The 19,207-nt window shown below is 60.1% G+C and carries 18 protein-coding genes; 10 read left to right on the forward strand and 8 right to left on the reverse strand.

The genetic code is table 11. The annotated features are described in order from the left end of the window. Positions 1 to 101: 101 nt before the first annotated feature. The 5 genes from AACY18_RS16575 to AACY18_RS16595 all read right to left on the reverse strand — a co-directional run bounded on the left by AACY18_RS16575 (position 102) and on the right by AACY18_RS16595 (position 4,846). Complete coding sequence (locus AACY18_RS16575) at positions 102 to 2,171, reverse strand: GGDEF domain-containing protein (protein ID WP_339432362.1); 2,070 nt, start codon at positions 2,169 to 2,171, stop codon at positions 102 to 104. Further along, the gene (locus tag AACY18_RS16580) at positions 2,168 to 3,046 is read right to left on the reverse strand and encodes an endonuclease/exonuclease/phosphatase family protein (RefSeq protein WP_339432363.1); all 879 of its coding nucleotides are present in this window, start codon (positions 3,044 to 3,046) and stop codon (positions 2,168 to 2,170) included. Before AACY18_RS16580 ends, AACY18_RS16575 begins: the two co-directional genes overlap by 4 nt. A gap of 14 nt (positions 3,047 to 3,060) precedes the next feature. Further along, positions 3,061 to 3,702, reverse strand: coding sequence for a thiol:disulfide interchange protein DsbA/DsbL (locus AACY18_RS16585; RefSeq protein ID WP_339432364.1), 642 nt, complete (start codon positions 3,700 to 3,702; stop codon positions 3,061 to 3,063). Between the two features lie 200 nt (positions 3,703 to 3,902). Beyond that, positions 3,903 to 4,508: a c-type cytochrome gene (locus tag AACY18_RS16590; protein ID WP_339432365.1), complete on the reverse strand. Its 606-nt coding sequence runs from the start codon at positions 4,506 to 4,508 to the stop codon at positions 3,903 to 3,905. A gap of 32 nt (positions 4,509 to 4,540) precedes the next feature. Next, positions 4,541 to 4,846 (reverse strand): c-type cytochrome, encoded by a 306-nt coding sequence (locus tag AACY18_RS16595; RefSeq protein WP_339432366.1) that lies wholly within the window; start codon positions 4,844 to 4,846, stop codon positions 4,541 to 4,543. A 179-nt stretch (positions 4,847 to 5,025) separates the two neighbouring features. Here AACY18_RS16595 and yihA point away from each other — a divergent pair, with 179 nt between their 5' ends. Beyond that, the gene (gene yihA / locus AACY18_RS16600) at positions 5,026 to 5,670 is read left to right on the forward strand and encodes a ribosome biogenesis GTP-binding protein YihA/YsxC (RefSeq protein ID WP_123455004.1); all 645 of its coding nucleotides are present in this window, start codon (positions 5,026 to 5,028) and stop codon (positions 5,668 to 5,670) included. A gap of 333 nt (positions 5,671 to 6,003) precedes the next feature. Here the strand turns inward: yihA and polA are convergent, their stop codons facing one another. Next, positions 6,004 to 8,808 carry a DNA polymerase I gene (gene polA, locus AACY18_RS16605; RefSeq protein WP_339465412.1) on the reverse strand — a complete coding sequence of 935 codons (2,805 nt, stop codon included), beginning with the start codon at positions 8,806 to 8,808 and terminating at the stop codon, positions 6,004 to 6,006. 74 nt (positions 8,809 to 8,882) lie between these two features. Between polA and AACY18_RS16610 the strand changes: the two genes are divergently transcribed. Continuing rightward, positions 8,883 to 9,179, forward strand: coding sequence for a DUF2782 domain-containing protein (locus AACY18_RS16610; RefSeq protein ID WP_339465414.1), 297 nt, complete (start codon positions 8,883 to 8,885; stop codon positions 9,177 to 9,179). 61 nt (positions 9,180 to 9,240) lie between these two features. Continuing rightward, entirely contained in the window at positions 9,241 to 10,194 is a 954-nt protein-coding gene (locus AACY18_RS16615; protein ID WP_339432370.1) for a homoserine kinase, read from the forward strand. A gap of 99 nt (positions 10,195 to 10,293) precedes the next feature. Here AACY18_RS16615 and znuA read toward each other — a convergent pair whose 3' ends face one another. Continuing rightward, positions 10,294 to 11,214, reverse strand: a complete 921-nt coding sequence (gene znuA / locus AACY18_RS16620) for a zinc ABC transporter substrate-binding protein ZnuA (protein WP_339432371.1) — start codon at positions 11,212 to 11,214, stop codon at positions 10,294 to 10,296. Positions 11,215 to 11,280: 66 nt separating this feature from the next. Here znuA and AACY18_RS16625 point away from each other — a divergent pair, with 66 nt between their 5' ends. From AACY18_RS16625 to AACY18_RS16640, 4 genes are read left to right on the forward strand one after another with little or no spacing between them, the layout of a single operon-like run. After that, entirely contained in the window at positions 11,281 to 11,763 is a 483-nt protein-coding gene (locus AACY18_RS16625) for a Fur family transcriptional regulator (RefSeq protein ID WP_339432372.1), read from the forward strand. Next, positions 11,763 to 12,548 (forward strand): zinc ABC transporter ATP-binding protein ZnuC, encoded by a 786-nt coding sequence (gene znuC, locus AACY18_RS16630; RefSeq protein WP_339432373.1) that lies wholly within the window; start codon positions 11,763 to 11,765, stop codon positions 12,546 to 12,548. Before AACY18_RS16625 ends, znuC begins: the two co-directional genes overlap by 1 nt. Continuing rightward, positions 12,541 to 13,329: a zinc ABC transporter permease subunit ZnuB gene (znuB, locus tag AACY18_RS16635; protein ID WP_339432374.1), complete on the forward strand. Its 789-nt coding sequence runs from the start codon at positions 12,541 to 12,543 to the stop codon at positions 13,327 to 13,329. Before znuC ends, znuB begins: the two co-directional genes overlap by 8 nt. A 37-nt stretch (positions 13,330 to 13,366) precedes the next feature. Beyond that, a complete protein-coding gene (locus AACY18_RS16640; RefSeq protein ID WP_339465415.1) occupies positions 13,367 to 14,080 on the forward strand; it encodes a PA5502 family lipoprotein in 714 nt (237 codons plus the stop codon). A gap of 124 nt (positions 14,081 to 14,204) precedes the next feature. Here AACY18_RS16640 and katE read toward each other — a convergent pair whose 3' ends face one another. After that, positions 14,205 to 16,346: a catalase HPII gene (gene katE / locus AACY18_RS16645; protein ID WP_339465416.1), complete on the reverse strand. Its 2,142-nt coding sequence runs from the start codon at positions 16,344 to 16,346 to the stop codon at positions 14,205 to 14,207. A 262-nt stretch (positions 16,347 to 16,608) separates the two neighbouring features. On the opposite strand from katE, the gene AACY18_RS16650 reads away from it, so the two are divergent. From AACY18_RS16650 to AACY18_RS16660, 3 genes are all read left to right on the forward strand, one after another. Further along, on the forward strand, positions 16,609 to 17,616 hold the full coding sequence (locus AACY18_RS16650) for a methionine ABC transporter ATP-binding protein (RefSeq protein ID WP_339432377.1): 1,008 nt from the start codon (positions 16,609 to 16,611) through the stop codon (positions 17,614 to 17,616). After that, positions 17,616 to 18,290: a methionine ABC transporter permease gene (locus AACY18_RS16655; protein ID WP_339465417.1), complete on the forward strand. Its 675-nt coding sequence runs from the start codon at positions 17,616 to 17,618 to the stop codon at positions 18,288 to 18,290. The genes AACY18_RS16650 and AACY18_RS16655 overlap by 1 nt, the downstream gene beginning before the upstream one ends. A 78-nt stretch (positions 18,291 to 18,368) precedes the next feature. After that, positions 18,369 to 19,142, forward strand: coding sequence for a MetQ/NlpA family ABC transporter substrate-binding protein (locus AACY18_RS16660; RefSeq protein WP_339432378.1), 774 nt, complete (start codon positions 18,369 to 18,371; stop codon positions 19,140 to 19,142). The last annotated feature ends 65 nt before the right edge of the window (positions 19,143 to 19,207 follow it).

Here is a 19,207-nt window from a genome sequence, read left to right on the forward strand (position 1 = left end):
GGCAGAGGGCAATACACGCAAGTCAGTAATGCAACAGTGTAACGTACTGACTTGCGTCTAGATGATCAGCGGGTGGATTTAAACAAAATGGAACAATTTGCTCAGCCCAGTTCGATCCGGTTGCGCCCGGCATCTTTCGCGCGATAAAGCGCCTGATCGGCTCTTTTGATGACGAGATCGCTGTGTTCTCCCGCTCTGAACGAGGCGAGTCCCATCGAAAGGGTGATCGTGACCCGTTCGCCCTTGAAGTGGAACGGACACGCCTCGACGGCTGCCCGCAGGGTTTCCAGCAATTTTGCGCCGACCGCTGGCGGGGTGGCCGGTAGCAGCAGAACGAACTCTTCGCCGCCGAAACGAGCGATGAAGTCAGAGCCGCGCAGACGCTTGCGCAGCACGGTGGCGATGATCTTCAGCACCTTGTCGCCGGCCAGGTGGCCATAGTTGTCGTTGATCCGTTTGAAGTGATCAAGGTCGAGCATCGCCAGGCTCAAGGTGTTGCCGTGTTGCTGCCATTGCTTGATTTCATGTTCGAGGCGTTCGCTCCACGCGGCGCGGTTGGGCAGGCCGGTGAGCGGGTCGATCAAGGCCTTTTGGCGTTGTTCTTCAAGGTGCTCGCGAAAGCCCTGAGCCTCTTGCTCCATATGGGCCACACGTTCGGACAGACCTTTGAGTCGCGCCGCCACTTCCTGCTCGCGGGCATCGCGCTGCTTCTGGTGCTGATCCATGGTGCCGAGCAAACCTTCTAGATGGTTTTCCAGCACTTGCTTGAGGTCATCCAGATCTGCCGCTTCCTGCACGCTGGTCTGCAAGCCGTCGACTTGCTCACGGATCTGCGTGTCCATGGCCCGCGCCGCCGAGCTGTTGTCGGCATGGCCATCGCTGGCGGCTTGCAGGTTGCTCTGGAATGCTTCGAGGCGTTCGTTGAGTTGCTGCAGATACACTTCAAATTCGTGCTGGCCACTGTCGGTGATGGCCAGCATCAACGTCGCGAGATCGTCGAGGATCGGGATCAATTCGTACCAGTTCAGGCCGTGCTTGAGCCGGTCGCGCATGGCTTCGGCTTGCGGACGGTGACGTTCGGGCAGGGTCAGGTCGTCGAGCAGGCCGATCAGCGTGTCTTCGATGTGCTTGGCCACCGAGCTGTAGGACGGCTCTGGGGAGTCAGGCAGAGCGAACAGGATATCGTCCTCGGATTGCTCCGGGTCGATGGCTGCCAAGGCCTGAGCGATTGGCTCGGGCAAGGGCAGGCTGTCGAGGATCATCGGCGTTGGATCACCGGGGTGGATCAACTCGTCGGGGTTCAGGTTTGCGGGGATGACCGGGGGCGGAGCTGGCGCGGCAATGACTTCAGGCTCAGGCTCGATTATTTCTGCTTCGGTCGGGGCGCTGACCACTTCAACGGCGACCTTGGGCGGCACAAAGGCGAGTACTTGCGGTTCGGCCTGAATCGGGGTCGTTGGCGCGGGTGTTTCGATCGCTACGGCTGGCGCTGCTTGCTCAAGCACAGGAGCCGCAGGGAGTGGTTCGCTGATGTCGGTGGGAGCGACCGCTATGGGCTCGGACTCGGGCGCCGCGGCGGCGAGCGACGGCTCTTTGGGTGTTTCCTGCGCAGGCGCTTCTGGGGCTGACGCTGGCGTCTCCTCAGTGTCACGACTGCCAAACAAGCGTTGGAACAATCCCGGGCGCCCCGGTTCTGCCTGCGTCTCCAACTGGCTCAAGGCTTTGCCTTGCAAACCGCTCAGCTCACTCAGCAGCAGCGGCATTTCGCGGGCCTGACCCACCCGGCCGTCCAATTGTTTGGCGAATTTTTTCAGCGGTTGAGCGACGTCCCTTGGCAACGGCAAGGATTGCAACTGAGCGACCAGCGCGGTCAGCGCGGTGCTGACCTGTTCAATCCGGGTTTCGCGACGCTGCTCGGAATCGAGCACGGCTTTTTCCAGGCGTGGCAACAGGGCGGCGAGGCCGGCATCCATGTCGTCGGTGCGCACCACGTCGCGCATCTCTTTCATGCATTGATCAACGACGCGGTCGGTGCCTTCGGCCGCCAGCGTGCTGCGCACCAGCCCACGACGCAGCAAGTCGAGCCGGGCGGCCCAGCGGCGCTCAAGTTTGTCCTGTTGTTCGATGCTTTTGAGGTACTTCTCTTTCCAGCGCTGGGCGTCGTCGCTCATTCAGGGGTTCCGCGAGGGGCAGGACTCAACGCGGGGAATGCATCGGCCGTGAGCGAACCCGGCAAACGAATCTCCACCGCGACCGGCAGGTGATCGGAAATCGGTTGGGCCAGCACTTCGACCTTTTCCAGGGTCAGGGTCGGGCTGAGCAAAATATGATCAAGGCAGCGCTGAGGTCGCCAGCTGGGGAATGTCGCTTCCACCTGCGGGGCCAGCAAGCCGAGATCGCGTAACGGCGAGTGTTGCAGCAAATCGCTGGCATGGGTGTTCATGTCGCCCATCAACACCTGGTGCTTGTAACCACCGATCAGCTCGCGAATGTAGGCCAGTTGCAGGCTGCGCACGCGCGCGCCGAGGGCCAGGTGCATCATCACCACCACCAGCGCTTCCGGCCCTTCGCCGAAGCGCAGCAGGATCGCGCCGCGACCTTTCGGGCCGGGCAGCGGGTGATCTTCAATCGCCCATGGGCGCAGACGACTGAGCACGCCATTGCTGTGCTGAGCCAGTCGGCCGAGGTTGCGATTGAGTTGTTGATACCAGTAAGGGAAGGCGCCGAGGTGGGCCAGATGTTCGACCTGATTGACGTAGCCTGAGCGCAGGCTGCCGCCATCGGCTTCCTGCAGGGCGACCAGATCGAAATCGCCGAGCAGGTCGCCGATCTTTTGCAGATTGCCTGAGCGCCCGGTGTGCGGCAGAAAATGCTGCCAGCTTCGGGTCAGGTAATGGCGATAACGCTCGGTGCTGATGCCAACCTGAATGTTGAAACTGAGCAAGCGCAGACGCTGGTCTGCTGGCAGACCCGTAGACGCCAGGTGATGCTCGTTGACCTGCGGATCATGCAGGCCAACGATGCGTTCGGTTTTCCAGCGGCGCATGACGGTTGCCGCGCTTAGTTGGCAGCAGCCTTGTTAGCCGCTCGCTCTTTGGCGACCAGTTGATCAGCCAGTTGCAGAGCCTGCTCGGCACCACCGGCGGAGCCGATGTCGAAGCGGTACTTACCGTTGACGATCATGGTTGGAACACCGGAGATTTCATACTTCTTGGCCAGTTCTTTGGCTTTGCGGATCTGACCTTTGATGGCGAACGAGTCGAAGGTTGCCAGGAACTTGTCTTTGTCCACGCCCTGGGTGGCGAGGAAGTCAGCCATGTCGTTCTTGTCGGTCAGCTTCTTGTGTTCTTTCTGGATGGCGTTGAATACCGCGGCGTGAACCTTGTGTTCGACGCCCATGGCTTCCAGGGTCAGGAACATCTGACCGTGAGCGTCCCATGGGCCGCCGAACATGGCAGGAATGCGCACGAAATTCACATCTTTAGGCAGCTTTTCAACCCATGGGTTGATCACGGGCTCAAAGGCATAGCAATGCGGGCAGCCATACCAGAACAGCTCGACCACTTCGATCTTGCCAGGCTCTGCCACTGGCACCGGATTAGCCAGTTCAACATAAGGTGCGGCAGGGGCTTCAGCGGCCTGGGCGGTCACGCCGAACAGGCTGGCAGCGACGAGGGCGGCGCTGATGATCAGATTACGCATGCTTTACTCCTGGACAATTTGGGTCGCCTCGCGCGACCTGTTTTCTGACAGGTCCTGGCGGGCATGAGTTCTGTAGTGTAACGGCAGCGGCCACAAAAAAGGGCGGCCAAAGCCACCCTTTTTATACTTGCTGGGAAGGATTAATCGAGCGTTAACGTTGCAGGCGATGTGCATCACCCGCAACGCTCGAATCAAGGCGATCAGTGCAGGCCTTGAATGTAGCTGGAGACTGCCTCGATGTCCTTGTTGCTGAGCTTGGCAGCGATGCTGCGCATGATCATGGTGTCGCCATCGTTGGTGCGATCACCCTCACGGAAATCGGTCAACTGCTTGGCGATGTACTGAGCGTGTTGGCCACCCAGATGCGGGAAGCCGGCAGCTGCGTTGCCAGCGCCATTGGGCGAGTGGCAGCCGATGCACGATGGCATGCCTTGATCGAGCTTGCCGCCACGGAACAGCGCTTCACCGCGCGCGACGAGCTTGGGATCCGCTGCACCGACGCTGCCTTTCTGGCTGGCGAAGTAGGCGGCGAGGTCGGCCAGATCCTGATCGCTCAGGTTGGTCAACAGGCCGGTCATTTCCAGAACCGTGCGCTTGCCCGACTTGATGTCGTGCAGTTGCTTGGTCAGGTAGCGTTCACCTTGACCCGCCAGTTTCGGAAAGTTTGGCGCCATGCTGTTCCCGTCCGGGCCATGGCAGGCGCCGCAAACGGCGGCTTTTGCCTGGCCGGCGGCGGCATCACCGGCAGCATGGGCAAAGCCTGAGATTCCCACGGTCAACAGCAGACTCACGATCAATTTGTTCATCAGCTAATCCAACTACGGCTAAGGGTTAAGAGTTATGGGCCGGGCTTACTCTCGCTCATCCAAAGGATGATGGCCTGGTAATCCTCGGCACTGCAGTCCATGCACAAACCACGCGGCGGCATCGCCTTGAAACCCTGGGTCACGTGTTGCACCAGCGTCTCCATACCTTTCGCCAACCTCGGCGTCCAAGCCTTCTGATCGCCTCTTTTGGGCGCCATGGGGAGTTGGCCGGAATGACAGGCACCACAAACACGGTTGTACACGGCTTCCGGTTCCTGTGTAGCCTGTGCGCTGTAAAGCGGTATCAGGACTCCGGCAGCCAGCAGCCATTTCGTCATAAAACGACCTTTTCAGGGTTGAGAGCGTTCTGCGTTCTAATGCGCAATCAAGGTCTGTCGCTCTCCTGAGCTTCATCCTACGCTGGGACAAAGCACACACAAAATCTGCGGCATTATATACTGGCGTCACTGAAACGGAAGCGACACCGCGTTCCGGCGCCGCCCACATCGGAAATCTCATGCAACTCAAGAATCCCATCCTCGGCCTGTGCCAACAGTCCACGTTCATGCTCAGTGCCGCCAAAGTCGATCAATGCCCCGACGACGAAGGCTTTGAAGTGGCTTTCGCCGGTCGTTCCAACGCCGGCAAATCCAGCGCCCTGAACACCCTGACTCACGCCAGCCTGGCGCGCACCTCGAAAACCCCGGGGCGCACGCAACTGTTGAACTTCTTCAAGCTAGACGATGATCGGCGTCTGGTCGACCTTCCGGGCTACGGTTATGCAAAAGTGCCGATCCCGCTCAAGCAGCACTGGCAGCGTCACCTTGAGGCTTACCTCGGTGGCCGCGAGAGTTTGAAGGGGTTGATTCTGATGATGGACATCCGTCATCCAATGACCGACTTCGACCTGTTGATGCTCGACTGGGCCGTTGCGGCCGGCATGCCGATGCACATTCTGCTGACCAAGGCCGACAAGCTGACTTACGGCGCGGCCAAGAACACGCTGCTCAAAGTGCAGTCGGAAATTCGCAAGGGTTGGGGTGATCTGGTCACTATCCAGCTGTTCTCGGCGCCAAAACGCATGGGCCTGGAAGAGGCCTACACTGTGTTGGCAGGCTGGATGGAACTGGCTGACAAGGGCGCTGAAGCAGCGGCTGAGTAAGTGATTGCAAAATTGTCAGTGGCGCATTCTGGCAAGGGCGTCGCAGGCAATTTTTGGGCAAAAAAAGCCCCGGATTTCATTTGGGGAGGGAGAAATTCCGGGGTTCAAGTTCCGAACCGCTAGGGCGGGGTTCAGATATCTGCCAACACTTAACACAACATAGGAGCATCGAAGGGCTTCACCAGCCATTCAGTAACTCTGAGTCGTGTTCTTCCAGATTAGTTCAGATTTTTTTCAAAAAGCTTTGGAATAACCCCAAGAGCTTTTCGGACTAAGCGCATTTTCCGGGCTCTGCCGCGACGTCATGCCGCAGCAGAGCCGGTTTCAAATGGCTCAGTGAGCCTCATCCCAGTTGTTGCCCACGCCGACTTCCACCAGCAACGGCACATCCAGTTTCGCCGCTTCGCTCATGTGCACGCGAATCTCGGCGCTGACCTGCTCGACCAGATCCTCGCGAACCTCCAGCACCAGTTCATCGTGCACCTGCAGGATGACTTTGGCGTCCAGTCCGGACGTCGCCAACCAGTTGTCCACCGCCACCATGGCTTTCTTGATGATGTCCGCTGCGGTGCCCTGCATCGGCGCGTTGATCGCCGTGCGTTCGGCGGCGGCGCGTTCCTGTGGCTTGTTGGAGTTGATCTCCGGCAGGTACAGGCGCCGACCAAAGAAGGTCTCGACATAACCTTGATCCGCCGCTTGGGCGCGGGTGCGATCCATGTATTCGCGAACACCCGGATAACGGGCGAAGTAGGTATCGATGTAAGCCTTGGCGGTCTTGGTGTCGACGCCGATGTCCTTGCCGAGTTTCTGTGCGCCCATGCCGTAGATCAGACCGAAGTTGATCGCTTTGGCGCCGCGGCGCTGGTCGGAGGTGACTTCGTTGAGCTCCACCTTGAACACTTCGGCAGCGGTTGCGGTATGCACGTCCAGATTGTTGCGGAAGGCGTTCATCAAACCTTCGTCCTTGGACAGGTGCGCCATGATCCGCAGTTCGATCTGCGAATAGTCAGCCGCCAGCAGTTTGTAGCCTTTTGGCGCCACGAACGCCTGACGGATGCGCCGGCCTTCAGCGGTGCGTACCGGAATGTTCTGCAGGTTCGGATCGCTGGAGGACAAACGACCGGTCGAGGCCACCGCCTGATGGTACGACGTATGGATGCGCCCGGTACGCGGGTTGATCTGCTCCGGCAGGCGATCGGTGTAAGTGCTTTTCAGCTTGCTCATGGAACGGTGTTCCATCAGCACTTTCGGCAAGCGGTGATCGTCCTCGGCCAGTTTCGCCAGCACTTCTTCAGCGGTGGATGGCTGGCCCTTGGCGGTTTTCTTGAGTACCGGCAGGCCGAGCTTCTCGTAGAGAATCACGCCCAGTTGCTTGGGCGAGCCAAGGTTGAATTCTTCCCCCGCGATCTCGAACGCTTCGCGCTCCAGTGCGACCATTTTGTTACCCAGTTCAATACTCTGGATGCCGAGCAGTTCGGCATCGACGAACGCCCCTTGGCGCTCGATGCGCGCCAACACCGGTACCAGCGGGATTTCGATGTCGGTCAGCACGCTGGCCAGGCTTGGGATCGCGCTGAGTTTTTCGAACAACGTCTGGTGCAGACGCAGGGTGATGTCGGCGTCTTCGGCGGCATACGGCCCGGCCTGCTCCAGCGCAATCTGGTCGAACGTCAGCTGTTTGGCGCCTTTGCCAGCGATGTCCTGGAAACTCACGGTGGTGTGGTCCAGGTACTTCTGCGCCAGGCTGTCCATGTCGTGACGGGTGGCGGTGGAGTTGAGCACGTAGGACTCGAGCATCGTGTCGAAGGCGATGCCGCGCACGGTGATGCCTTCGTTCTGATCACCGCCGATGGCGCAGTTGGCCAGGATATTCATGTCGAACTTGGCGTGCTGGCCGACCTTGAGCTTGTTCGGGTCTTCCAGAATGGGCTTGAGCGCGCGCAGCACGGTGTCACGATCCAGTTGCTCAGGCACGCCGATGTAGGAGTGGGTCAACGGGATGTACGCCGCTTCGTTGGCCTGCACGGCGAACGACAGACCGACCAGTTGCGCCTGCTGCGCGTCGATGCCGGTGGTTTCGGTGTCGAAGGCGAACAGCTTGGCGCTCTTGAGTTTTTCCAGCCAGACGTCGAAACGCGCCTGATCGAGGATGGTCTCATAGGCGGCTTGGGCCGGAGCGGCCGGGGTCTCGGCCTCTGGCGTGCTGAACAGATCGCCCGCCGGCTCAGGCGCCGCAGCGCTGCTCAATTCCAGTCGTTTGGCGTCTCGATCGAGATCGTTGATCCAGCTCTTGAACTCCAGGAGCGTGTAAAGCTCGTAGAGCTTGGCCTGATCTTCGGCGCGCATCTGCAAATCGTCGAGTTCGACGTCCAGCGGCACGTCGATCTTGATGGTCGCCAGTTGATAGGAGAGGAACGCCATCTCCTTGTGCTCTTCGAGCTTGGCCGGCAGGGTTTTGGCGCCGCGAATCGGCAGGGTCGGCACGATGTCGAGATTGGCGTACAGCTCGGTGAGACCGCCATTCACGCCGACCAGCAGGCCGGACGCGGTTTTTGGGCCGATGCCGGGAACGCCCGGAATGTTGTCGGACGAATCGCCCATCAGCGCCAGATAATCGATGATCTGCTCCGGAGCGACGCCGAATTTCTCCTTCACGCCCTCCACGTCCATCGAACTACCGGACATCGTATTGACCAAGGTAATGTGGCCATCGACCAGTTGCGCCATGTCCTTGTCGCCGGTGGAGATGACCACCGGGCGATCCGCCGCCGCGCTGCTGCGCGCCAGGGTGCCGATCACGTCGTCAGCCTCGACGCCTTCCACGCACAGCAGCGGGAAGCCGAGAGCGATCACGCTCTGGTGCAGCGGCTCGATTTGCACGCGCATGTCGTCGGGCATGCTGGGGCGATTGGCCTTGTATTCGGCGTACATCTCATCGCGAAAGGTCCCGCCCTTGGCGTCGAAAACCACGGCGAACGGGCTGTCCGGGTACTGCTTGCGCAGACTCTTGAGCATGTTCAGCACACCCTTGACCGCACCGGTCGGCAGGCCTTTGGAGGTGGTCAACGGGGGCAGGGCGTGGAAAGCGCGGTACAGGTAAGACGAACCGTCCACCAGGACGAGGGGGGCTTGGCTCATGAGCAGAATCAACCTTTTCGGCGGGCCCGGCGCTAGAATAGCGGGACCGTTGACGACAAAGGGACAAGGTTATCATGCGTACGTTAAATCGCTTGCTGCTGGTCAGTTTGATTGCTGTCTCACCGTTGGCCGCAATGGCGGCAGATGATGCGCCGTCAAAGGAGCCGGAAGTTACCATTAACACGCACACGGAAGGCGACAAGGTTATCCAGGAATACAGTCGCAGTGGTTTCGTCTATGCGATCAAGGTCACGCCGAAGGGTGGCAAACCGTATTTCCTGGTGCGCGCCGATGGTACGGACGCGAACTACATTCGCTCCGACCAGCCGGATATGCTGATTCCGTCGTGGGAAATCTTTACCTGGAAGTAAGTTTCCCGACTTTTAATCGGCGTCGCCTGACCGCGACGCCTGAACTGAGCAGTTTTTAACCATGTCTGTGTTCACTCCCCTGGCTCGGCCCGAGCTGGAAACCTTTCTCGCCCCTTACGGGCTTGGCCGTCTGCTTGATTTCCAGGGGATCGCCGCCGGCAGCGAAAACACCAATTTCTTTATCAGCCTGGAGCAGGGCGAGTTTGTCCTGACCTTGGTCGAGCGCGGCCCGGTGCAGGAGATGCCGTTCTTCATCGACCTGCTCGACGTGCTGCACGAAGCCGATTTGCCGGTGCCTTACGCACTGCGCACCACCGAAGGCCAGGCGTTGCGGGAGCTCAAGGGCAAACCGGCGCTGCTGCAACCGCGCCTGGCCGGCAAGCACATCAAGGTCGCCAATGCTCAGCATTGCGCGCAGGTCGGCGAGTTGCAGGCGCATCTGCACCTGGCGACCCAGGGCGAGCGCATGATCAAGCGCACGACCGATCGTGGCCTCGACTGGATGCTGGAAGAGGGCACCGAGTTTCTCTCGCACCTGGCCGACGAGCCGCGTGCGCTGCTGCACAAAGCGCTGGATGAGATCACTGCGCAGAAAGAAAAAATTCTCGCGCTGCCACGGGCCAACATCCACGCCGACCTGTTCCGCGACAATGCGATGTTCGAAGGCACGCACCTGACCGGTCTGATCGACTTCTACAACGCCTGCTCGGGGCCGATGCTGTATGACGTGGCGATTGCCTTGAACGACTGGTGTTCGGACGATGACGGCTTGATCGACGGCCCGCGTGCCCGGGCTTTCCTCGGTGCCTATGCGGCGCTGCGGCCGTTCACGGCGGCGGAGGCTGAGTTGTGGCCGACGATGCTGCGCGTGGCGTGTGTGCGGTTCTGGCTGTCGCGGTTGATCGCGGCCGAACAGTTTGCCGGGCAGGACGTGTTGATTCACGATCCGAAGGAGTTTGAGCAGCGTTTGGCGCAACGCCAGCAGGTTCTCACCCCTCTACCGTTTGCCCTTTAAAAGCTTCGCGAGCAAGCCCGCCACCTTGGTTCTGTGTCATGCACACATCCAAGGTGGGAGCGGGCTCGCACGCGAATGGGCCGACACAGATGGCCGGGTTTAGAGAGACTCCAGGCAGCCGGCCAGATCATTGCCCAATTTTTCCAGCACCTGCTCATACCCCTGAGCAGTCGCCGGGGTGTACCCGCCCAGCGCATCGAGCTCGGCCAGTTTTACCGGCAGACCGGCCACCAGTGTTTCCGCCAGACGCGGGCGCAGTGGCGGCTCGCTGAATACACACGTCTTGCCTATTTCCTGCAAGCGTTTGCGCATTGCCGCCACGTGTTGCGCACCTGGCTGCACTTCCGCCGCTACGCTGAACACGCCGGTGTGCTTCAAGCCGTAAGCGTCTTCGAAGTAATCAAATGCTTCGTGAAAAACGAAGTACGGTTTGCCTTCAATGCTGGCCAGACGCTTCTTGAGCCGCTGATCCAAGGCATCCAGTCGTTCATCGAACGCCTTGGCGTTGTGCTGATAGCGCTCGGCATTGGCCGGGTCGGCGGCGCTTAGATCCGTTGCCATTTTGTCGGCAATAACGCGCGCGTTCACCGGCGATAGCCACAAATGCGCGTCCAGCGTGCCCGGACGGTGATCGTGATCATGCTCATCGGCGTCTTCGGCGTGGGAATGGCTGTCTTGCGCGAAATGACGCAATTTCAATCCCGGCAAATCCTGCACCGCCACGCTCGGCAGCTTCCGACCGCTCAGCACGCGCGGCAGGAACCCTTCCATGTCCGGGCCGATCCAGTAGAGCAGGTCCACCGATTGCACTTTCCGTACGTCGGATGGGCGCAGGGCATAGTTATGTGGCGAGGCGCCCGGCGGCAGCAGCACTTCGGGAGTCGCCACGCCGTCCTGCACCGCCGCTGCAATCAGTTGCAACGGTTTGATGCTGGTGAGGACTTTGACCTCGGCCTGAGCCGAACCGATCAGCAGGAAACTGGCGACAAATGCCGCAAAAACAGAAAAAAGTCGGGACACGATGACCACTCAAGGAGGCGAGAACGGGTAACATAATAACGTCTCTATCAAAACTCGTCGCCGCCCATGCCTATTACACCGATTGCCAGCCGTCCCCACGACCACTCTCATTGCGTGCACAGTGCTTTGTCCGAGGCCGATGCCTTGTGCGCCCAGAAAGGCCTGCGCCTGACCGCGTTGCGCCGCCGGGTGCTGGAGCTGGTGTGGCAGAGCCACAAGCCGCTGGGCGCTTATGACATCCTCGCGGTACTCAGCGAGCAGGACGGCCGCCGCGCCGCGCCGCCGACCGTCTATCGCGCACTGGATTTCCTTCTGGAAAACGGCCTGGTGCATCGCATTTCCTCGCTCAATGCCTTCGTCGGCTGCGTGCAGCCGGAGCACGCGCATCAGGGCCAGTTCCTGATCTGCCGCGACTGCCACGCCGCAATCGAACTTGAACAAAAATCCATCAGCGACGCGATCATCAACAGCGCCAGGGATGTCGGTTTCATCGTCGAAGCCCAGACCGTCGAAGTCGTCGGCCTGTGCTCCGGTTGCCAGGGGGCTTGATGAGCAACGCGCTGATCCGTCTGGAGCAGGTCGCCGTCACGTTTGCCGGGCAGACCGTGCTGGACAACATCGATTTGAGCGTCGAACCGGGACAGATCGTCACTCTGATCGGCCCCAACGGCGCCGGCAAAACCACGTTGGTGCGCGCCGTGCTCGGGTTGTTGAAGCCGGACAGCGGCAGCGTCTGGCGCAAGCCGAAGCTGCGCGTCGGCTATATGCCGCAAAAACTTCATGTCGACCCGACCCTGCCGCTCTCGGTGCTGCGTTTTCTGCGCTTGGTGCCGGGCGTCGATCGCCCGCGTGCACTGGCGGCGTTGAAGGAAGTGGGCGCCGAACACGTCATCGACAGCCCGGTACAAAGCGTTTCCGGCGGTGAAATGCAGCGCGTGCTGCTGGCCCGGGCGCTGTTACGCGAACCGGAGCTGTTAGTGCTCGACGAACCGGTGCAAGGCGTCGACGTTGCCGGTCAGGCCGAGTTGTACAGCCTGATCACCCGGCTGCGCGACCGCCATGGCTGCGGTGTACTGATGGTTTCTCACGATTTGCATCTGGTGATGAGCACCACCGATCAGGTGGTCTGCCTCAACCGTCACGTCTGCTGCTCCGGGCACCCCGAGCAAGTCAGCGGCGATCCGGCGTTCGTCGAGCTGTTCGGCAAGAACGCGCAGAGCCTGGCGATCTATCACCACCATCATGACCACGCCCACGACCTGCACGGTTCAGTGGTCAAGGGCCCGGTTTCGGGCCAACCCCACGTTCATGGAGACAACTGCAAGCATGGCTGATTTTCTGTTGTATGCCCTGCTTGCAGGTCTGGCGCTGGCGCTGGTTGCCGGGCCGTTGGGGTCTTTCGTGGTCTGGCGGCGCATGGCCTATTTCGGCGATACGTTGTCGCATGCGGCCCTGTTGGGGGTGGCCTTGGGCTTTGTGCTGGATGTCAGCCCGACGGTTGCCGTAACGGTCGGTTGCCTGCTGCTGGCGGTGCTGCTGGTGACGTTGCAACAGCGCCAGCCACTGGCGTCCGACACGCTTTTGGGAATTCTCGCACCGAGCACGCTCTCTCTCGGGCTGGTGGTACTAAGCTTCATGCATGAAGTGCGGATCGACCTGATGGCCTATCTGTTCGGCGACCTGCTGGCGATCAGCCCGACCGATCTGGCGTGGATCCTCGGCGGCAGCGCGGCGGTGCTGGTGTTGCTGGTGACACTGTGGCGCCCATTGCTGGCGATCACCGTGCATGAAGAGTTGGCCAAAGTCGAAGGCCTGCCGGTGGCCGGTCTGCGCATGGCGCTGATGCTGTTGATTGCGGTGGTGATCGCGGTGGCGATGAAAATCGTCGGGGTGTTGCTGATTACTTCGCTGTTGATCATCCCGGCGGCTGCGGCACAGCGTCATGCCCGTTCACCGGAGCAAATGGCCGTGGGCGCAAGCCTGCTGGGCATGCTCGCTGTGTGTGGCGGCCTGGCGCTGTCGTGGTTCAAGGACACCCCGGCCGGCCCGTCAATCGTTGTGACGGCGGCCGCACTGTTTCTGCTGAGTTTTGTTCTGCCCCGTCGAGGGGTGTAGACTTGCTCGCTTTTTGCGCAAATAGAGAGTCGCAGGAATGAAGCCGTTCGCCTCCCGTTATCTGCTCCTTGTCGCATTTTCACTGCTGCTGGGCGCCTGCCAAAGCACGCCACCGGTGGCTGAAGTCGCCGATGCGCGAGCTACGGCCATCGCACAGCTGGAGCAAAGCCTGGCCAGTAGCGAATTGGCCACTGCCGAAGACCAGTTGGCCGCCATGCAGGCCGAAACCCCCAACGATCAATCCCTTGAGCACTATCAGCGGCAATTGGCCGAGGCGTATCTGCGTCGTAGCCAGATCGTGCTGCAGAAGGGGGACGTGAATGCTGCGGCTACCGCGTTGAGCCGTGCGCGTGCGTTGATGCCGAAAGCGCCAGCGCTGACCGGTGGCGTCAACGGTGCCATCACCCAAGCGCGCAAGGCCGAACTGGAAAAGGCCGAAGCAGCGTTGTTGGCAGCCGAAGCCAAGCCGAAAGCCAAGGTGATTGATCCGACCGCCGAGAGCACTACGGTTGCGCTGAACATCACCGATAGCCGCAAACTTCGTCGGCAGCTCGATGCGATCGCCGCCGATGTGGTGAATTACGAATGTGAAGTGAGCATTCAGGCGCCCCGCACCAATGATTACCCTTGGTTGGCGACGTTGCTGACCAAGCGGGTGAAGAAATTGAATCCGGATTTCGATCTGAAAATCGAGAAACAGATTTTGCGCACGGTGCCGGCGCAGATGGTTCTAAGTCCGAAAAAGCCCTAAAAGCTTCGCAAGCAAGCCCGCTCCCACCCTTGATCCTCTGTGCCCACAAATTTTGTGTTCGACGCAGATCCAGAGTGGCAGCGGGCTTGCTCGCGAAGGTGTCCCTTCAGTCAGTGAATGACTTTTAGGCCGCAATGGCTTTCGCCTTGGGCTCGCGCGCCCAAACCCGATGCTGCCCGATCGCGGCAAAGAACGGTTTGGTCAGCGCACCAACATCCTTGCCCTCAAGCAGCCCGGCATCCGCCTCCAGCTTCAGCACATTCAGCAACTGCTTGGCGTCACCCTGCAACGCAATCGCCTTCAAATGCTTGTACGCCTCCAGCAGGTAGTGCAACGCCACGCCGTCACCGCTCAACGCCTTGATCGATGCCGCGCCACCCGGCACGAACACCGCATCAAAGATCACCGACGGCATACCTTCCATCGAGGCATCCACCGGCAGGCTTTTGCCATCAGCGGTTTTGACGGGTGCCGACGTCGGCCCGAGCAGTTTGGCGTGTGCCCCCTCAGCTTCAAGCGCTTTCTTCATGGCATCAATCGCCGCACCATCGACGCCGTTGGCCGCAAGAATGGCTACTTTTCGCGTCTTGATGTTCTCCGGCAACAGATTTGCCTGACTCAGTGCAGGGGATCGGTCCGGTGACGTTTTGCGCACCTCAATCGTGCCTTTGGCTGGCGCCGGCAAACCGAGGTTCTCGGCCACTCGCTTGGCCAGTTCCAGATCGATGTTGGCCAGAATTTCGTTCACCTGCCGCGCACGGATGAATTCGCGCTCGACCTTGCCCAACTCAAAGCTGTAAGCAGAAATGATGTGTTCCTGCTCATGCTTGCTCATGCTGTGAAAGAACAACCGTGCTTGAGAGAAGTGATCGCTGAACGACTCGCTGCGCTGGCGGATCTTGTTGGCGTCAATGCGTTCCGGATAGCTCTCGAAACCACCGTCCTGCGCGCCCGGCGGAGTTTCTTTCGGCCAGCCGCCATCAATCGAGTTCGGCTCGTAGGACGCACGGCCCTTGTCGATCACCGTGCGGTGCTGAGCATCGCGCTGACCGTTGTGGAACGGCGCCACCGGGCGATTGATCGGCAGTTCATGAAAGTTCGGCCCGCCGAGTCGGCTGATTTGCGTATCGGTGTAGGAAAACAGCCGACCTTGTAGCAATGGATCATTGGAAAAGTCGATTCCCGGGACGATGTGGCCCGGACAGAACGCAACCTGTTCAGTCTCGGCAAAGTAATTGTCCGGATTGCGGTTGAGGGTCATTTTGCCCAGCGGCGTGATCGGCACGATTTCTTCGGGGATCAACTTGGTCGGGTCGAGGATGTCGAAATCGAAGTCGTGCTCGTTTTCCTCCTCGATGACCTGCACGCCCAGTTCCCATTCCGGGTAGTCGCCCATCTCGATCGATTCCCAAAGGTCGCGACGGTGATAGTCCGTGTCCTTGCCGGCGAGTTTCTGCGCCTCATCCCACACCAGCGAGCAAGTGCCGGCGGTAGGGCGCCAGTGGAATTTGACGAAGCGCGATTTGCCTTCGGCGTTGATCAAACGGAAGGTGTGGATGCCAAAGCCCTGCATGCTGCGCAGGCTTTTGGGGATCGCCCGGTCGGACATCGCCCAAATGACCATGTGCGCCGATTCCGGGACCAGCGAGACGAAATCCCAGAAAGTGTCATGGGCCGAACCGCCGGTAGGGATTTCGTTGTGGGGCTCGGGTTTCACCGCATGGACGAAGTCGGGAAACTTGATCGCATCCTGAATGAAAAACACCGGCATGTTGTTGCCGACCAGATCGAAGTTGCCCTCATCTGTGTAGAACTTCACCGCGAAACCGCGTACGTCACGTACGGTATCGCCAGAGCCGCGTGGCCCCTGCACCGTGGAAAAGCGCACGAACACCGGAGTTTTCTTCCCCGGATCCTGTAGGAAGCCAGCCTTGGTCAGCGTGGCGTGATTCTCGTAGGCCTGAAAGAAGCCGTGAGCCCCGGTGCCGCGGGCGTGGACGATGCGTTCTGGAATCCGCTCGTGGTCAAAGTGCGTGATCTTTTCACGCATGATGAAATCTTCGAGCAGCGACGGCCCGCGGGCGCCGGCCGTCAGGGTGTTCTGGTTGTCGGCAATTTTTACGCCCTGATTGGTGCGCAGGGCCTGGCCGGTGGCGTCGGAGCGAAACTTCTCCAGGCTGTCGAGTTTGGCGTTGGTGTTGGCGCGATCCTTGGTATCGGTTCCGGCCAGTTGGCTTTTGTCAGCGGTGGGCTTCTTACTGCTCATCAGACGTAAACTCCTCGTTTGACCCCGAGGCTTGCCGGGGGCTCTTGAGTGGTTCCCGGGCACGGCACCCAGGGTTTTCAAGTCGCTTACCTAGTGACTGACGAGGATTTTGAGCGTTCCTTTTTTATGACCTTTGATCTTGTTATTGCCAAATCGAAGGTTAATTGAGAAATAAATGCTAAGAACCTCTATACGGACAGGCTAAAATGCGCGCCCGGCTAAACGCTGATCCTTTTCTAACGCGCCCCACAAGGTTCGCTACGTGATCGAGTTTCAAAACGTCCACAAGACTTACCGCGTCGCCGGTAAGGACATTCCCGCCCTGCACCCGACCAGCCTCTCGATCGAGAATGGTCAGGTCTTCGGCCTGATCGGTCATTCCGGTGCGGGCAAAAGTACCCTGCTGCGTCTGATCAATCGCCTGGAAGATTCCAGCGGCGGCAAGATCTTCGTCGACGGCGAAGAAGTCACCGCGCTGGACGCCAACGGCCTGCGTCGTTTCCGTCAGCAAGTCGGGATGATCTTCCAGCACTTCAACCTGCTGGCATCCAAGACGGTGGCCGACAACGTGGCGCTGCCGCTGACCCTGGCGGGCGAATTGTCGAGCAGTGAAATCGACAAGCGCGTGGCTGAGTTGCTGGCGCGGGTCGGTCTGTCCGATCACGCCAGGAAGTACCCGGCGCAATTGTCCGGCGGCCAGAAGCAGCGCGTCGGCATTGCCCGCGCCCTGGCGACCAAACCCAAGATTCTGCTCTGCGACGAAGCCACCAGCGCCCTTGACCCGCAGACCACCGCGTCGGTCCTGCAACTGCTGGCCGAGATCAATCGCGAGCTGAAACTGACCATCGTCCTGATCACCCACGAGATGGATGTGATCCGTCGCGTGTGCGATCAGGTTGGCGTGATGGATGCCGGCGTGATCGTCGAGCAAGGTTCGGTGGCCGATGTGTTCCTGCATCCGCAGCACCCGACCACCAAGCGTTTCGTGCAGGAAAGCGAGCAGATCGACGACAACGAACAGCGCGATGACTTCGCGCATGTGCCGGGTCGCATCGTGCGTCTGACTTTCCAGGGCGAAGCGACCTACGCGCCGTTGCTCGGTACCGTCGCCCGGGAAACCGGGGTCGACTACAGCATCCTCGCCGGTCGCATCGATCGCATCAAAGACATTCCGTACGGGCAATTGACCCTCGCCGTCACCGGTGGCGACATGGAAGCGGCGTTCGCCCGCTTCACCGCCGCTGACGTTCACATGGAGGTGCTGCGTTAATGGAACTGCTCAAGACTTTCTTCGAAAACATCGACTGGTTTGAAATCTGGCTGGCGACGGGCGACACCCTGCTGATGCTCGGCGGTTCGCTGCTGTTCACCGTGCTGCTCGGTTTGCCGCTGGGCGTGTTGCTGTTCTTGTGCAGCCCGCGTCAGTTACTCGAAGCCAAAGGCGTCTACGCCATGTTGTCGCTGGCGGTGAACATTCTGCGTTCGCTGCCGTTCATTATTCTGTTGATCGTGATGATCCCGTTCACGGTGCTGATCACCGGCACGTCGCTGGGCGTGGCCGGTGCGATTCCGCCGTTGGTGGTGGGTGCCACGCCGTTCTTCGCGCGTCTGGTGGAAACCGCCCTGCGTGAAGTCGATCGCGGCATCATCGAAGCGACCCAGTCGATGGGCGCGACGACCCGGCAGATCATCGTCAACGCTTTGCTGCCTGAGGCTCGTCCGGGGATCTTCGCGGCGATTACGGTGACGGCGATTACTCTGGTGTCCTACACGGCCATGGCCGGTGTCGTGGGCGCGGGTGGTCTGGGTGACCTGGCGATCCGCTTCGGCTATCAGCGTTTCCAGACTGACGTGATGATCGTCACCGTGGTCTTGCTGTTGATCCTGGTGCAAATGTTGCAAATGGTAGGTGACAGACTGGTCGTGCATTTCTCGCGCAAGTAACCGGTTTCGTCATTAATAAATGAGCCGGCCATTCGCTGGCAGGCGCCGCAAGCGGGTGCCTCAAATGGAGTTAGCTGAATGAAAAAACTGATCGTTGCCCTCGCCGCCGTGGCGGCTTTTTCGGCCCAGGCAGAAGAAACCCTGACCGTAGCCGCCACTCCGGTGCCGCACGCTGAAATCCTCGAGTTCGTGAAGCCGGCGCTGGCCAAAGAAGGCGTGGACCTGAAGGTCAAAGTCTTCACCGACTATGTTCAGCCGAACGTGCAGGTCGCGGAAAAGCGTCTGGACGCCAACTTCTTCCAGCACCAGCCGTACCTCGATGAGTTCAACAAGGCCAAGGGCACCCACCTGGTGGCTGTGACCGGCGTGCACCTGGAGCCGCTGGGCGCTTACTCCAGCAAGATCAAGGATCTCAAAGACCTGCCAAGCGGCGCTAACGTGGTGATCCCGAACGACGCCACCAACGGCGGCCGTGCGCTGTTGCTGCTGGCCAAGGCTGGCGTGATCAAGTTGAAGGATTCGAACAACATCCTGTCGACCGTCAAAGACATCGTCGAAAACCCGAAAGACCTGAAGATCCGTGAACTGGAAGCCGCGACCATTCCGCGCGTGCTGACTCAGGTCGACCTGGCGCTGATCAACACCAACTACGCGCTGGAAGCCAAGCTTGATCCATCCAAGGACGCGCTGGTGATCGAAGGCAATGACTCGCCTTACGTGAACATCCTGGTGTCCCGCGAGGACAACAAGGACAGCGACGCGATGAAGAAACTGGCTGCGGCGTTGCACAGCCCAGAAGTGAAGCAATTCATCACCGAGAAGTACAAAGGCGCGGTATTGCCGGCGTTCTGATTCAGAACGCGGCAATGAAAAAAGGGGCGCATTCGATGCGCCCCTTTTTTTGCCTGGAATATGGC

This window comes from Pseudomonas sp. EA_65y_Pfl2_P74, assembly GCF_963970575.1.
Taxonomy (GTDB): domain Bacteria; phylum Pseudomonadota; class Gammaproteobacteria; order Pseudomonadales; family Pseudomonadaceae; genus Aquipseudomonas; species Aquipseudomonas baetica_A.

Coding starts and splice junctions, on each gene's coding strand:
- AACY18_RS16610 (WP_339465414.1), top strand. CDS start 8,883: ATGCGTACGTTAAATCGCTTGCTGCTGGTCAGTTTGATTGCTGTCTCA.
- AACY18_RS16595 (WP_339432366.1), bottom strand. CDS start 4,846: ATGACGAAATGGCTGCTGGCTGCCGGAGTCCTGATACCGCTTTACAGC.
- AACY18_RS16660 (WP_339432378.1), top strand. CDS start 18,369: ATGAAAAAACTGATCGTTGCCCTCGCCGCCGTGGCGGCTTTTTCGGCC.
- AACY18_RS16590 (WP_339432365.1), bottom strand. CDS start 4,508: ATGAACAAATTGATCGTGAGTCTGCTGTTGACCGTGGGAATCTCAGGC.
- AACY18_RS16625 (WP_339432372.1), top strand. CDS start 11,281: ATGCCTATTACACCGATTGCCAGCCGTCCCCACGACCACTCTCATTGC.
- polA (WP_339465412.1), bottom strand. CDS start 8,808: ATGAGCCAAGCCCCCCTCGTCCTGGTGGACGGTTCGTCTTACCTGTAC.
- AACY18_RS16585 (WP_339432364.1), bottom strand. CDS start 3,702: ATGCGTAATCTGATCATCAGCGCCGCCCTCGTCGCTGCCAGCCTGTTC.
- znuB (WP_339432374.1), top strand. CDS start 12,541: ATGGCTGATTTTCTGTTGTATGCCCTGCTTGCAGGTCTGGCGCTGGCG.
- AACY18_RS16615 (WP_339432370.1), top strand. CDS start 9,241: ATGTCTGTGTTCACTCCCCTGGCTCGGCCCGAGCTGGAAACCTTTCTC.
- AACY18_RS16575 (WP_339432362.1), bottom strand. CDS start 2,171: ATGAGCGACGACGCCCAGCGCTGGAAAGAGAAGTACCTCAAAAGCATC.
- AACY18_RS16580 (WP_339432363.1), bottom strand. CDS start 3,046: ATGCGCCGCTGGAAAACCGAACGCATCGTTGGCCTGCATGATCCGCAG.
- AACY18_RS16655 (WP_339465417.1), top strand. CDS start 17,616: ATGGAACTGCTCAAGACTTTCTTCGAAAACATCGACTGGTTTGAAATC.
- katE (WP_339465416.1), bottom strand. CDS start 16,346: ATGAGCAGTAAGAAGCCCACCGCTGACAAAAGCCAACTGGCCGGAACC.
- AACY18_RS16640 (WP_339465415.1), top strand. CDS start 13,367: ATGAAGCCGTTCGCCTCCCGTTATCTGCTCCTTGTCGCATTTTCACTG.
- yihA (WP_123455004.1), top strand. CDS start 5,026: ATGCAACTCAAGAATCCCATCCTCGGCCTGTGCCAACAGTCCACGTTC.
- znuC (WP_339432373.1), top strand. CDS start 11,763: ATGAGCAACGCGCTGATCCGTCTGGAGCAGGTCGCCGTCACGTTTGCC.